Origin of the sequence: Sphingobium salicis subsp. salicis, assembly GCF_049472635.1 — a bacterium.
In the GTDB taxonomy this organism is placed as follows: domain Bacteria; phylum Pseudomonadota; class Alphaproteobacteria; order Sphingomonadales; family Sphingomonadaceae; genus Sphingobium; species Sphingobium yanoikuyae_A.
In genome coordinates, this window is record NZ_JAYRCS010000001.1 from 1,035,699 (window position 1) to 1,049,519 (window position 13,821).

The following is a 13,821-nucleotide window of genomic DNA, read 5'->3' on the forward strand; positions in this document are numbered from 1 at the left end:
TCGTCCTACCAGGGCAGGGGGCCATCCTCATTGAAGAAGCCGCCATTGGGGCCATCGTCCGGCAACGTCGCAAAGGTCATGACCACCCGCGCGCCCTGTTCGACCGTGCGGGTGCCGGCATGGCCGTTGAGGTCGGTGGCGATATGGCCGGGCGTCACGCTGTTGATGCGGATGTGCCGGTGCGCCGCGCTGCGCTGGAAGGCATGGGCATAATGTTGCGTCAGCATCAGGATCGCGGTCTTGGACGAGGCATAGGCCAGGATGGTGTCCGACTGGCCGAACAGGGTGGCGGGATCGCTGGTGAGCGCGAGCGAGGCGCTGGTGCTGGCGACGTTGACGATGCGCGGCGCGTCGGATCGGACCAGCAGCGGCAGCATCTGCCGCGTCACCCGCACCAGGCCGAAGACATTGGTGTCATAGGTTTCGCGCATGTTCGCCGCCGACGTCTCGATCGTCGGCACGCGCCGCAACATGCCGGCATTATTGACCAATATGTCGATGCGGCCATGCTCGGCCTCGATCTGAGCGGCGGCCGCGATCACGCTGGCGTCGCTGGTCACGTCGATGAGGATCGACTGGACGTCGATCCCCTCGGCGCGCAGTTCTGCCGCGGCCTCTGCGCCGCGCCCTGCATCGCGGCTACCAAGCAGCATCGTCATGCCGGCCTGGCCGAGTTGGCGCACCACTTCCTTGCCCAGCCCCTTGTTGGCGCCGGTGACGAACGCGATCCGGTTCATGCCAGCACCGTGCGCGGTTCGAGGAAGGCGTCGAGGCCGAAGCTGCCAAATTCTCGGCCGATTCCCGACTGCTTCAACCCGCCAAAGGGAGCGAGCGGTTCATGCGCGGCGCCGTTGATGACGACCCGGCCGGAATCCAGCTGTCGTGCCACGCGCTTCAGCCGGTCGGGGTCTGTACCCAGCAGATAATTTTGCAGGCCATAATCGCTATCGTTGGCGATCCGGATCGCATCCGCTTCGTCCTGATAGGCGATGATCGACAGCACCGGGCCGAATATCTCCTCGCGCGCGATGCGCATGTGATTGTCGATATCGGTGAACAAGGTTGGCCGGACGAACCAGCCGCGGTTCAGCCCCATGGGCCGTCCTTCGCCACCCGCCAGCAGGGTTGCGCCCTCCGCCTGACCGAGCCGGATATAGGATTGTACCCGGTCCCACTGCTTCTGGCTGACCATCGGGCCGATGCGCGATGCTGGATCGCTGGCCGGACCGACCAGCCATTGTGCCAGCGCGGCGATCAGGCGATCCTGGAACGCAGCCTTCAAGCCCGCAGGGACCAGGATGCGGGTGCCGGCAATGCAGGCCTGGCCGCTGTTGATGAAGCCGCTTGTTAGGGCCTGGATCGCCGCCGCATCGAGATCGGCATCGTCGAGGATGATCTGTGCGCCCTTGCCGCCCAGTTCGAGCGTGACGCGGGCCATCCGCTCGGCGGCAGCATGCAGGATCGCCCGGCCAGTGCCGGTCGATCCGGTGAAACTGATCTTCGCGATGTCGCGATGCGTTGTGAGTGCCGCGCCTGCGACCGCACCTGATCCGTTGACGATGTTGAGCGCGCCGGCCGGCAGGTCGGCCCGGTCGAGCGCCTGCAGCAGGACATGGGTCTGCAGCGCGCTCATCTCGGACGGCTTGATGACGATCGACGTGCCGGCTGCGATCGCGGTGGCCAGTTTGGCGCAGATGAAGCCGAAATTGCTGTTCCATGGCGTGATCGCCGCCGCGACGCCGATCGGGCGCATCTCGATCTCCGCAGAACCGATCCGGCGCTGCCAGGCATAGCTTTCCAGCACATTGGCCATATCGAGGAAAACCGATCCCGCCCGATGCGCGCTATAGTCGATGAAATAGGCCGGAGCGCCATATTCCTGGCCCATTGTGGATGCCATCGCATCGCCATGGGCGGCGACCACGTCGGCCAGGCGCCGCAGCATCGCGATGCGCTCGGGCACTGTGCTATGGGCCATCACGGGAAAGGCCCGCTTCGCCGCCGCCACTGCGGCATCCACATCCGCCGCACTGGACAGGCGGACAATGCCGATCTGCTCTTCCGTAGCCGGATTAAACAAGGGCGCCTGTTCATCGCCTGATACGGGCTGGAACCGGCCGTCGATATAATTTTCGCTGATCATCTGCATGGCGTGAAGCCTCCATTGTGTCTCTGCGCAGCATGTGGACCCGCGCCGCCGATCTGATAAGGAGGACAATATCGTACAGACTGATAAGGAATTTCGCGCAATGATGCCCAGCGTCGCGGAGATGGAGGCGGTGCTGGCGGTCGCCCGCCATGGCGGCTTTCGCGCGGCGGCGCGTGATCTGCGCCTGTCTTCCTCCGCGCTCAGCCATGCGGTGGCCGCACTGGAGGAGAGGCTGGCGGTGCGCTTGTTCAACCGGACGACGCGCAGCGTGGCGCTGACCGCCGCGGGTGAGCAGTTCGTGGCAGGGATCGGACCTGCCCTGCAGGCGATCGCCCAAACCGTGGACGATTTGGGCGCCGATGCCAGCGAACCGTCCGGCACGCTGCGGATCAATACTTCGCCGGGTGCGGCCCGCATGATGCTGCAACCGATCATCCTCGAATATGGTCGCCGCTATCCGCAGGTCATGGTCGAAGTCGTGACCGAAAGCGCGCTGGTCGACATTACCGGCCAGGGCTTCGACGCGGGCGCGCGGCTGGCCTATGCGATCCCGCCCGACATGATTGCCGTGCCGATCTTTCCGCAACTGCGGATGATAGTCGTCGGCGCACCGGCCTATCTGGCTGGGCGTCGTGCCCCGATCGTACCAGCCGATCTGCTGGACCATCGGTGCATCGGCATGCGGCTATCCAGCGGACGCCTCTATCGCTGGGAGTTCGAGCGACATGGAGAGGCGACGCTGATTGACGCGCCGGGCAATCTCATCCTGGACGCGACCGACCTCATCCTGGACGCTGCCGTCGATGGCGCGGGGCTGGCCTATGTCGAGGAGCGCGGCGCGCTGCCCCATATTGCCGCCGGTCGGCTGGTCCCACTGCTCGACGAATGGACGCCGCCCTTTGCCGGCCTGTCCCTCTATTTTGCCGGGCGGCGCCATATTCCGCGCAAGTTGCAGGCACTGATCGACCTGATCCGCGAGGGGCATAAGCGGAGCGAAGATCTGGCCAGCGTCATTCTGCGCTAGAGGGACTACAAGAAGCTATGATCGCCCCAGTGGTCGAAGAGATGGCTTACGTCGGATGCATTTTTTTACCATCTACCTCTCGCACTGCGTGGGAAAAGCGGGCGGTCGGCACGTAGATGATCAAAATTTCTGCCGGAATGACTGGCAAGGGTTGGAACTGTGTTTAAACGAGAAATTATGGCAGTCACCTGCCAAGGCATTGGCATGTAAATGCTAGATCCTGCGACGGTGCGATCCCCATAGCGCACCTTCGCTATTTCGATTCCGTCGCCTGCGCCGGCCTTGCTTTTTCGGGCGTCGTTCCGGCCCCGGTAAAAGGCGTCAGGCGGAAGCTGAAGCGCGTCGGCGCGCTGGTGGTGCGATAGGCGGCCATGGGCTTGCCGAACTCGCTCCACTGGGTGTCGCCGCCCACGCCCCATTGCGCCGCGTCGATCAGCAGCGTGCCTTGGTCGTGCGGCCGGATGTCCGACGATTTCCAGGTGCCCGGCTTGTGCCGGTCGAGATCGGCATAGGGGAAGGCAAGGGCGTTCATCATCATCGGCTGCTTGCCCTGCACGCGCAGGCCTGCATTGCCTCCTGACAGTTCCATCCAGCGGACATCGACCTTGTTGCCGGTCTCCTGCGGCCGGATATAGTCGTGATTCTGGTCCGCCAGCGCGTCGCGCCACAGGCCGATCGGCGCCGATGTCTTGCGATCGACATAGCTTTCATGTGGGCCGCGGCCATACCATTCGACCGTATCGAGATCGGCCGGCAGGCTGAAGGCCAGGCCGATGCGGAAGGGGGGCGGCAGGTCGGGTTTGACGGGGGTGAAGCTGCCGGACACGGTCACCGAACCGTCGTCGGCCATGTGGTAGATACTGGTGAAGCTGGCAGCGCCATCGCCCAGTTGATAGTCGACCTCGACGGCGCGGTTGCCGTCGGTCTGGGGCGTCAGGCGGATCGCGCTGACCTTGCGCTGCTCGCTCATCCCCTTCCAGATTGCGAATTGCTTGTCGGTGCCGATGCCGATGTCATTGTCGGTTACCGCGCGCCAGAAATGCGGCGAGCCACCCTGTGCCAGTATCCGGCCGCCCTTGCTGTAGGAACGGACCAGGCCGCTCGCCCGGTCGATCACCAGCGCTGCGTCACCGGCGTTGAGGCTGATCGCGCCGCCCTTGTCGCTGATAGCAACGGAGCCGCTGGCGGCGGCGGGCAGGGCAGGTGTGTCCTGTTGCAGGGCAAACTGTTCCCACCCGACCAGCGCATTGGCTTCCACGGCGGGGATTGAGCCGGCTTTGGCTCGGGCGCTGATCGTCACGAAATATTCCGACCCGGCCCGGCGCGGCATGGTTGCGATCGGCAGCGTCATTGCAGCCGCCCCATGGGCGGGAACATTGGGCGCGGCGAGCGACCCACGCGCAACCTCCACGCCATCCTCCAGCAGTGCCCAGTCGAAGCTGAAGCCCGACAGGTCGATGAAATCATGCCGGTTGCGGACGGTCAGGCGGCCGCTCGCCGGATCGAAGCCGTCGAACTGGATCGGTGCGTAGACTTTGCGCAGTTCGTAGAGGGCGGGATTGGGAGTGCGGTCGGACTGGAGTAGGCCGTCGCCAAATTCGATGTCGCCACCCGGATTGGGGCCATATTCGCCACCATCGCCCCAATAGCGCCGCCCATCCTTGGTGTAGCGATACATGGACTGGTCGACCCAGTCCCAGATGAAGCCGCCCTGCAACTTGTCGGGATGGGCGTAGATCGCGTCCCAATAATCCTTCAGATTGCCACCCGAATTGCCCATCATATGGGCATATTCGCACTGGATCATCGGCTGCCGGAAATTCCAGTTGGTGGCATAGTCGACCAGCTTGGCGACCGGATCATACATGGGTGCATAGATGTCGGCATAGTCATTGGGGCGGTGATCGCCGATCCCGTCCCATGTGCCCCAGCCCAGATAGCTGATCAGCCGATCGGGATCGCGCGCCTTGGCGGCGGCTGCGGCTGCGGCGAAATTGGGGCCGATCCCTGCTTCATTGCCCAGCGACCAGAAGAGGATCGAGGGATGGTTCTTGTCGCGCTCCACCATGTTGGCGACGCGGCTGACATGGGCATCCTTCCAGGCCGGGTCGAAGCCGATCTGGAATTCGGCGCGCCGGTCACCATGCTTGTTGGCATAGTCCATATAGGCGTGGCTCTCGATATTCGCCTCGTCCATGACATAGAGGCCATAGCGGTCGGCAAGCTCGTAGAGGCGCGGATCATTGGGATAGTGCGATGTACGGATCGCATTAATATTGTTGCGCTTCATCAACTGGATGTCGCGTTCCATCGACTCCAGCGAGATGACGTGGAAGGTTTCGGGATCATGCTCGTGGCGGTTGACGCCGCGAATGGTGATCGGCTTGCCGTTCACCGTGACGACGCCATTCTGCATCGCCACGGTACGGAAGCCGATCCGCGCATAGCTGGACTGGATGATCCGCCCCTGCGCATCATAGAGTTCGACCAGCAGCATGTAGAGATTGGGCGTCTCGGCCGTCCATGGCTTCACCTTGTCGACCAGGCCGGTCAGCGTCACGGCGCGTTCGGCCTGGCCCGCCGCAACGGGCTGGCGGCCTTCGATCACGGTGCGATCGCCGTCCATCAGTACATAGCGGGCATTGGTCGCGGCCCCCGGCGTCACCGCGACATCGACCGCCAGCTTGCCGGCGCCCGTCTTATTGTCGAAGCCGGCATGGGCGAAGAAGTCGCGGATGCGCGTTCTCGGCGCGGCCATCAGGAACACCTCGCGCTCGATGCCCGATACGCGCCAGAAATCCTGATCCTCCAGATAGGAGCCGTCCGACCAGCGGAATATCTGAATGGCGATGCTGTTGCGGCCGGGACGGACGAAGCGGGTGACGTCGAATTCCGACGGCAGCTTGCTGTCTTCGGAATAGCCGACCTTCTCGCCGTTGACCCAGACATAATAAGCCGAGCCCGCCGCCCCGATATGCAGCACGACATCCTGTCCGTTCCAGCCCGTCGGCAGATCGATGTCGCGGCGATAGGAGCCGACCGGATTGGTCGCATGGGGGATTAGCGGCCGGTTGGCGGGGAAGGGGTAGGTGATATTATTGTAGCGGGCCTGGTCATAGCCCTCCGCCTGCCAGTCGGCCGGCACCTTGATCGATTTCCAGCCCGACACGTCGAAATCCGGCTGCTCGAACCCGGCCGGCAATGTGTCGGCATCGGGCGAGAAGGCGAATTTCCATTCCCCGTTCAGCGACAGGAAGCGGTCCGATTGGGTGCGATGGCCGGCCAGCGCGCGGTCCCGGCTCTCGAACGGAAAGGCGGTGGCGCGGGCGGGCAGCTTGCCGATTGCGAAGATTGCCGGATTTTCCCAGTCGGGCCGGGTGGGATCGACCTGTACGGGCTGCACCTGCGGCGGGCCACCCTGCGCCAACGCGCCGCCCGCCAGCGCCACTGTGCTGACCGCCGCCAGGGTCCAGATCCGTCCGTGCATTCCCATCCCCTTATTTCAACTGGCAGATATCGAGGACGTCCATGTCCTCATAATCGAGATTTTCACCGGCCATGGCCCAGATGAAGCTGTAGTTGCGGGTGCCCGCGCCCATATGCACCGACCAGGGCGGCGAGATCACGACGTCCTCATTCTCCATCACGATGTGCCGCAATGCGTCCGGCTGGCCCATATAGTGGAAGATTCTATCTTCCTCTTCCAGATCGAAATAGAGATAGATTTCCGATCGCCGCTCATGGACATGGGGCGGCATCGTATTCCAGACGCTACCGGGCTCCAGCCGGGTGAGGCCCAGGCACAGCGACGCGCTCTGGCACAGATGGGGCAGGATCAACTGATAGATGGTTCGCTCGTTGGACGTTTCCAGGCTGCCCCGCTGCATCGGGTTGCTATCCGCCTGCGACAATTTGCGTAGCGGAAAGGCAGCATGAGCCGGGACGCTGAGCAGATAGAAACGCGCGCCTTCACCGCTGAAGCTGACCGCCTGTGACCCCATGGGAATATAGAGCGCCTCATAGCGAGCGAGCCTGTGGTCGATGCCATCGACGCGGACCGTGCCGTCGCCCTTGCCGATATTGACGACGCTCATCTCGCGCCGTTCCAGCAGCGGATGGCCGGCCGCACTTTCCGGTTCGCTCTGGCATGGCAGGTCCAGCGTCCCGACGCCCGGCACCGCGCCGCCGATGATGAACCGTTCGCCATGGGAGTAGGTGAGGGTGATTTCCCCCGCGCGGAACAGGCCGGATACCAGATGCCGGTCGCGCAGATCCTCATTGCTGGCGCCGTCCATCATCGCGGGATGGGTGGCGTAATAGGTTTTTTCGAACATGCCGCTGGTCCTCCCGCGCGTCAGCGTTGCGCGTCGAGCGCGGCCACCGCGGTCGCCGCCATCAGGAAGGCGCCGACGCCATAATATTGGGTGTCGCTGGCGGCTACCTTGTCGGGCCGGTCGCCAACCTGCTGGACCCAGCCCAGTCGGCCGTCGGGTTGGATCGCCTTTTGCAGCGCGGCCCAGCCCTTGCGCACCACCGGTTCATATTCGGCGCGGGGCAGCAGCCCGGCCTTGATCCCCCAGGCGAGGCCATAGGTGTAGAAGGCGGTGCCGCTGGTTTCGGGCGGCGCATTTTCCGGCGCCAGCAGCGAGGGTGCCCAATAGCCGTCCGGCTTCTGCAGCGTCTTGATCTTCGCCGCCATCTCCTTGAACAGCGCTTCCATCCGGCTGCGGTCGGGGCTGCCTTGCGCCAGCAGCGGGAGGACGCGGGCGATGCCGCCGAATACCCAGCCATTGCCCCGGCTCCAGAACTGCTTGCGCCCCTTGTCGTCGCGTCGCTCGAAGAAGCGGCTGTCGCGATAATAGAGATGCTCGGCGGGGTCGAACAGGAAGTCGGTGGTTGCCCAGAATTCCTTCATCGCAAAACGTATATAGCGATCATCGCCGGTCTGGCGCGACAGTTCGACAAAGGCGGGCGGTGCCATGAACAGGGCGTCGCACCAGCACCAGCGCTTGAGGCATTCGGTCGCACCATAGCCCTGTGGCGGAATGGCGAAGGCAAGGGTGGTGACCGCCGGTTTGTTGACCACCGTGTCGAATGCGGCGCGGGTCGGCGCCAGAGCATCCTTGCCGGCGCCATGGGCTGCGGCCCAGAGATAGGCCTGGGCGATCGCCTGATCGTCGGCGAAATAGAGATTGTCGCCGGGTTTCCAGCCATTGCGCTGGCCCATCGCCATGATCGCCTCCTTGATCCGGGGCGGCGCGCCGGCGTCGGCGAGGGCGGTCATGCCAACCCAGAACACCGCCTGTTCCCAACCGCGCGTCTTGCGCGTCTCGTCGGTGGCGCTGGGGATGTGCGACAAATCGTCGAGCCGCGCCAATTGCCAGTCGGCCAGCTTCACGGCCGCCTCGATCGGTGTGCGGGCGGGCTGGGCGGCATGGGCCGGCGCGGCGATGGCGCAGGCCAGCATGATCGGCGCGAAGGAGCGGAAGGTCATGATGCAAGCTCTCCAGTAGGCAAGAGACGGGGACTGATGATGTGGAGCAGCGCCAGCGCCACCAGATAGGCGCTGCCGGCGACGGCGAAGATCAGGGCATAGCTGCCGGTCATGTCCAGCACATAACCGACGAACTGGGCGATCAGCATGCCGCCGATCGCGCCGGCCGTGCCGCCGATGCCAACCACCGATCCCACGGCGGCGCGCGGGAACAGGTCGGACGGCAAAGTCAGGATATTGGCGGAAAAGGCCTGATGCCCGGCGGTCGCAAGGCCGATCAGCAGCACCGCCGCCCAGAGATTGTCGATTGACTGGACGGTCACCACCGGCAGCACCGCCAGCGCGCACGCCAGCAACGTTGCCTTGCGCGCGGCATTCACGCTCCAGCCGCGCGCGATCAGCCGCGACGATGCCCAGCCGCCCAGCACGCTGCCCGCGTCCGACATTAGATAGATGACGACCAGCGGCGGGCCGAAGCTCTTGAGGTCGAGGCCGTAACGCTTGCCGAGGAAATCGGGCAGCCAGAAGAGGAACATCCACCAGATCGGATCGATGCAGAATTTGGGCAGCGCATAGGCCCAGGTCTGCCGGATGGTGAACAGGCGCGACCAAGGGATGGGCGCGCTGGCGCGCACCGGATCGCTGCGGATGTAGGCGAGTTCACCGGGGGATACGCGCGCATGATCCTCTGGCCGGCGATAGATGAACAGCCAGGCCGCCACCCAGACCAGGCTGGCGAGGCCGGTGACGATGAAGGCGGCGCGCCAGCCATAGGCGATGGTGATGGCGGGCACGATCAGCGGCGTGGCGATCGCGCCGACATTGGCGCCGGCGTTGAACAGGCCGATCGCCAGCGCGCGCTCCTTCTGGGGAAACCATTCGGTCACGACCTTCAGGCCGGCCGGGAAATTGCCCGCCTCGCCAATGCCCAGGGCAAAGCGGACGGCGATGAACTGGGCGATGCCGCTGACCAGGCCATGGGCTGCATGGGCGAGCGTCCAGAAGGTGAAGGCAGCGGCATAGCCGATCCGCGCGCCGACCCGGTCCATGAAGCGGCCCATCGCCAGGAAACCCAGCGCATAGGCACACTGGAACCAGAAGACGATATTGGCATAGTCGCTCTCGCGCCAGCCCAATTCCGCCTGCAGCACGGGCTTGAGCACGCCGATCATCTGCCGGTCGACATAGTTGATCGCGGTCGCCGCGAACAGCAGCCCGCAGATCAGCCAGCGATAGCGGCTGGCCCGATGACTGGCGCTGGCAACGGCATCATCGACGATATCCGGGGCGGGATGCGGCATGGTCATGATCGTCTCGCGAAAAGATGGGCACCGGGACGTGCAGTCCCCGGTGCCCAAGGGGGGAGGGGTCAGAATTTGCCGCGGATGCCGAGCGAAATGGTGGTGCCGTTGAAGAAGCTGTTGTCGCGCCGCGACTGGCCATTGCCCTTCGGTCCGTCCGGATCCTGATAATAGATGTAGACATTCTCGTTGGTGATGTTCAGCGCATCAACGCGCACCTCCAGCGCATCGCTGAACCGGTAGCTGATCGTCCCGTCGAGGAAGCCCTGCGGCGCGGTATAGGGTATCTGGTCGTTGCCGGTATTTTGCGAGGTGATGCCGGTCTTGGCGCGGTAATTATAGGAACCGCGGATCGCGAATGGGCCCTTTTCGTAGAAGAGCGTCGCGCTGTAGCTATATTCCGGCACGAAGGAGATCGGCACGCGCGTCCCTTCGGTGGTGACGAAATCATCGCCCTTCTGGTCGATCAGTGTCAGGCTGCCGGTAAAGCCAAGCCCGTCGAACGGCTTGGGCAGGAAGGTGAAATTCTGCTGATAGGCAAATTCCAGCCCCTTCAGCTTCAACTGGCCCTGGTTGACATATTGGGTCCGGCGGATCAGGAAATCGTCCGGTATGGTGCCGCCGGGGAAGCCCAGCGAGGTCGTGTTGAACGCGCTAGACGGCAGGCCGAGCGAGCCGAAGGTGACAAAGTCCTGCACCGCGGTTGCGCGATCGGTAATGTCCTTCTTGAAGGCACCGACGCTCAGCAGTGCGCCGGGGGCGAAATACCATTCGACGCCGGCGTCATATTGGGTCGCGACCTGGGGCCGCAAATTGGGATTGCCGACCGTGACGTCGGGATTGAAGACATTGGGCACGATGGTGCCGCCGGCAATGGCGGTCAGCGCCGCACGGGTGATCGTCTTGCCGGCTGACGCACGCAGCAGCAGATTGGGCGTCAGGTCATAGGCCAGGCTGGCCGATGGCAGCCAATTTTCATAGCCGCCCTCGCGCCGCTGTGGCAGGAAGACGCCGGCGCCCGCGCTTTGATAATTGTTGATGATGGTGCGAGTGTCGGAATAGCGCAGGCCGGCATAGCCGCGCAGTTCCTTGCCGAACAGCGGCAGGGCGAAATTGCTCTCGAAGAAGGCCGTCTTGACGATTTCCTTCGCGTTGAAGGCCGCGTTGAGATTGACGTTGGCTGCCTCGTTCGCCGCGTTGGCATCGAGATAGTCCATCACGAAGGAGCGCGGGAAGCTCGCAAATTGGGACGGATAGCCCGCATTGCCGCCGTCGCGGATCGCGCCATATTGGATATAGGGATCCATGTAGGAAAAGACGTCGAGGCCGACCAGCTTGCCGGCCGCGATGCTACTGCCGTCCTGGGTCGAGATGCGCTTGCCCGTGTTCACATAGCTGCCGCCGATCTTGAGCGCGAACCGCCGTTCGCCATCGTCCAGCAGCGACCAGTCGAGCACGGCGCGTGCCTTCTTCTGCTTGTCGATCTCGCGGTTGAGCGAGAAGCCCAGCGTCGGCGTGGTGTAGTTTGACGGATCGGTGAAATCGACCGGCGAACTGATGGTCGGATAGGTGACATTGCCGGTCGGGTCGAAGGTGCTGGTCACGCCATAGATGTTGCTGACGATCCGGTTGGCGGTGTAGCGGGCGTTGCTCTCGCTCAGATTGGCCTGGGCCGACAATTTCAGATTGTCGGTGAAGTCATAGACGCCCCGGATGATGCCATATTTGAAGCGGGTGCGGGCATTGCGGAAGAAATTCTCGTTGATGAAGCTGCTGTTCCCGAACGTGCCGTAGAGATTATTATATTCGTCGATCTTCACGTCGAGCGGGATCAGGCCGGAATTGGTGCCGGTGCCCGGCGCGCTGGTCGACCCCGGCACGGTGCGGGAGTTGCGCACTGCGACGCCGAAGGTGAACTCGTCCGCCTGATCCTTGAGCTGCGAGAAGATGCCGTCGGCGCTCAGTTCCAGCCGATCCGACTTATATTGCAGCGACCCGACCAGGCCCAGCCGCTCGCGCTCATTGTTCGAGGTGAAGACGCGGTAGAAGCGCGGCATATAGGCGTTGGCCACCTGGTCGCGGGTGAGCGACCCATAATTGGCCAGAGGATTGTCGAGGTCGAGCTGGAACTGGAACGGGCCGCCGGTCGTGGTCGGGCCGGCATAGGCACGCGAACCGATAACCGAACTGTTATAGCCGCCGGTCGACTGGAAGCCGGACCGTTCATTGACATTCTTGGCATAGGCCGCGCCCAGCAGCACACCGAAATCGCCCCAGGTGTCGCTCAGCAGCAGCGATCCGCGCGGCTGCCACTTCTTCGACTGGGTGTTGTAGTTGGCCTGGGCGGTATAGCGGATGACCCGGTCCTTGCTGTCGAAGGGGCGGGGCGTCTGCAGGTCGACATTGCCGCCGATGCCACCTTCTTCCAGATTGGCGAGCGGGGTCTTGTAGACATCGACCCGGCCGAACAGTTCGGATGGGAAGACGTCATAATTGAAGTCGCGGGTCGAACTGCCGACATTCTGTGACGATGTCGTGCGCACCGGCGCGCCGTTGATGGTGGTGACGGTGAATTCCGATCCCAGGCCGCGGATGCTGATGCGCTGGCCCTCGTTCGACGCGCCGTCGCGGCTGAGGAACACGCCAGGAATGCGTTGCAGGGAATCCGCGACATTGGCCTCCGGGAATTTGCCGATGTCCTCGGCAACGATGGAGTCGCGCACGCCCACGGCTTCGCGCTTCAGTTCGATCCCCTTTTGCAGGCTGCCGCGAAAGCCGGTGACGACGATGTCGGCGGTGGTGACTTCGCCCTGTGCTGCATCGGCCTGGGGTGTCGGCTGGGGTTCTGCCTGGGCCAGTGCGGGGGCCGAGGCCGCAATCATGGCCAGCATGCTCACCGACATGGCGACGCACGGAAACGCCTTGTTCATATCCATCCTCCCTCATCACGACTCTGATCGTGTTGATCAGGTTATCATACAACTTTGAGGAGGATGTCAATTGTCAGACTTTAGTCATGCAATCATTCGTCCCGGCTGATCAGGTCGTTGAGTTCGGAATGGCGCAAAAGGCTTTCCTGCATGTGATGGCGGGCGGCATGGCGCGCCTTTTCGATGTCCATGCGGACGATGGCGTCAAGCACGGCGTCATGCTCGTCGCTGACCTTGTGGGTGTAGGCGTCGTGCGATCTTTCCGGCTGATATTTGAGGTAAAGGCTACTTGGCGGCACCAGGCGGACGCCCAGAAATTCGACGAAGCGGGCGTAATAATCATTCCGGGTCGCGCGGGCGATCGCCATGTGGAACTGGCTGTCGGCTGTGGCAGCGACGGCCGGATCCTCAGCCTCGCGGATGCGGCGTAGCGCGTCGCGCATCGCCGAAATATCTTCGTTGGTGCGGCGGGCGGCCGCAAGGCCGGCCATTTCGGTCTCGATCGCCAGGCGCATTTCCAGCAATTTGATCACGTCCGATAGCTCGGACAATTCATCCTTGGTGACCTGAAATGCACGGTAGCGCGCGGCATCCGACACGAACACGCCCGACCCCTGGCGGGCGACGGCAAAGCCCTGCGCCTCCAGCCGTGCGACCGCTTCGCGAACCACGGTGCGGCTGACATTTTCCTGTTCGGCAATGTCCTTTTGCGCGGGCAGGCGCGATCCGGGCGGGATGCGGCCGGACAATATATCCTCTTCCAGTTTGGTGTAGAGCATGTCGGCGAGTGAGGCGGCTTTGGCCATGATGTCGTTCCAGTGAATATTCTTTTTCGAGCCTGCCAGCCTGCGGCAATGTGAGCAAGGGCTTGGCAAGTCTGATTCGATGATTTATCAGCTTATCATACAAATAATCGAGAGGGG

9 protein-coding genes are annotated in these 13,821 nt (G+C 63.5%); 1 reads left to right on the forward strand and 8 read right to left on the reverse strand.

What is annotated here, in order from left to right:
- Window positions 1-5 precede the first annotated feature (5 nt).
- Window positions 6-737 carry an SDR family NAD(P)-dependent oxidoreductase gene (locus tag VHN57_RS05095; protein WP_278986507.1) on the reverse strand — a complete coding sequence of 244 codons (732 nt, stop codon included), beginning with the start codon at window positions 735-737 and terminating at the stop codon, window positions 6-8.
- On the reverse strand, window positions 734-2,149 hold the full coding sequence (locus VHN57_RS05100) for an aldehyde dehydrogenase family protein (RefSeq protein ID WP_278986508.1): 1,416 nt from the start codon (window positions 2,147-2,149) through the stop codon (window positions 734-736). The genes VHN57_RS05095 and VHN57_RS05100 overlap by 4 nt, the downstream gene beginning before the upstream one ends.
- Window positions 2,150-2,249: 100 nt before the next feature.
- On the opposite strand from VHN57_RS05100, the gene VHN57_RS05105 reads away from it, so the two are divergent.
- Window positions 2,250-3,173, forward strand: a complete 924-nt coding sequence (locus tag VHN57_RS05105; protein ID WP_278986509.1) for a LysR family transcriptional regulator — start codon at window positions 2,250-2,252, stop codon at window positions 3,171-3,173.
- A 253-nt stretch (window positions 3,174-3,426) separates the two neighbouring features.
- Here VHN57_RS05105 and VHN57_RS05110 read toward each other — a convergent pair whose 3' ends face one another.
- The 6 genes from VHN57_RS05110 to VHN57_RS05135 all read right to left on the reverse strand — a co-directional run bounded on the left by VHN57_RS05110 (window position 3,427) and on the right by VHN57_RS05135 (window position 13,704).
- Window positions 3,427-6,660 (reverse strand): glycoside hydrolase family 2 TIM barrel-domain containing protein, encoded by a 3,234-nt coding sequence (locus VHN57_RS05110; RefSeq protein WP_423282980.1) that lies wholly within the window; start codon window positions 6,658-6,660, stop codon window positions 3,427-3,429.
- A gap of 10 nt (window positions 6,661-6,670) precedes the next feature.
- A complete protein-coding gene (kduI, locus tag VHN57_RS05115) occupies window positions 6,671-7,507 on the reverse strand; it encodes a 5-dehydro-4-deoxy-D-glucuronate isomerase (protein WP_278986703.1) in 837 nt (278 codons plus the stop codon).
- A 20-nt stretch (window positions 7,508-7,527) separates the two neighbouring features.
- The gene (locus VHN57_RS05120; RefSeq protein ID WP_278986702.1) at window positions 7,528-8,667 is read right to left on the reverse strand and encodes a glycoside hydrolase family 88/105 protein; all 1,140 of its coding nucleotides are present in this window, start codon (window positions 8,665-8,667) and stop codon (window positions 7,528-7,530) included.
- Window positions 8,664-9,974, reverse strand: a complete 1,311-nt coding sequence (locus VHN57_RS05125) for an MFS transporter (protein ID WP_423282983.1) — start codon at window positions 9,972-9,974, stop codon at window positions 8,664-8,666. The genes VHN57_RS05120 and VHN57_RS05125 overlap by 4 nt, the downstream gene beginning before the upstream one ends.
- A 62-nt stretch (window positions 9,975-10,036) precedes the next feature.
- On the reverse strand, window positions 10,037-12,898 hold the full coding sequence (locus VHN57_RS05130) for a TonB-dependent receptor (RefSeq protein ID WP_423282985.1): 2,862 nt from the start codon (window positions 12,896-12,898) through the stop codon (window positions 10,037-10,039).
- A gap of 92 nt (window positions 12,899-12,990) precedes the next feature.
- Complete coding sequence (locus tag VHN57_RS05135; RefSeq protein ID WP_037520836.1) at window positions 12,991-13,704, reverse strand: FadR/GntR family transcriptional regulator; 714 nt, start codon at window positions 13,702-13,704, stop codon at window positions 12,991-12,993.
- Window positions 13,705-13,821 lie beyond the last annotated feature (117 nt).

Excerpts from the sequence above, each read along its gene's own strand:
- VHN57_RS05095 (WP_278986507.1), bottom strand. The coding sequence starts at position 737 with ATGAACCGGATCGCGTTCGTCACCGGCGCCAACAAGGGGCTGGGCAAG.
- VHN57_RS05100 (WP_278986508.1), bottom strand. The coding sequence starts at position 2,149 with ATGCAGATGATCAGCGAAAATTATATCGACGGCCGGTTCCAGCCCGTA.
- VHN57_RS05105 (WP_278986509.1), top strand. The coding sequence starts at position 2,250 with ATGATGCCCAGCGTCGCGGAGATGGAGGCGGTGCTGGCGGTCGCCCGC.
- VHN57_RS05110 (WP_423282980.1), bottom strand. The coding sequence starts at position 6,660 with ATGCACGGACGGATCTGGACCCTGGCGGCGGTCAGCACAGTGGCGCTG.
- kduI (WP_278986703.1), bottom strand. The coding sequence starts at position 7,507 with ATGTTCGAAAAAACCTATTACGCCACCCATCCCGCGATGATGGACGGC.
- VHN57_RS05120 (WP_278986702.1), bottom strand. The coding sequence starts at position 8,667 with ATGACCTTCCGCTCCTTCGCGCCGATCATGCTGGCCTGCGCCATCGCC.
- VHN57_RS05125 (WP_423282983.1), bottom strand. The coding sequence starts at position 9,974 with ATGACCATGCCGCATCCCGCCCCGGATATCGTCGATGATGCCGTTGCC.
- VHN57_RS05130 (WP_423282985.1), bottom strand. The coding sequence starts at position 12,898 with ATGAACAAGGCGTTTCCGTGCGTCGCCATGTCGGTGAGCATGCTGGCC.
- VHN57_RS05135 (WP_037520836.1), bottom strand. The coding sequence starts at position 13,704 with ATGGCCAAAGCCGCCTCACTCGCCGACATGCTCTACACCAAACTGGAA.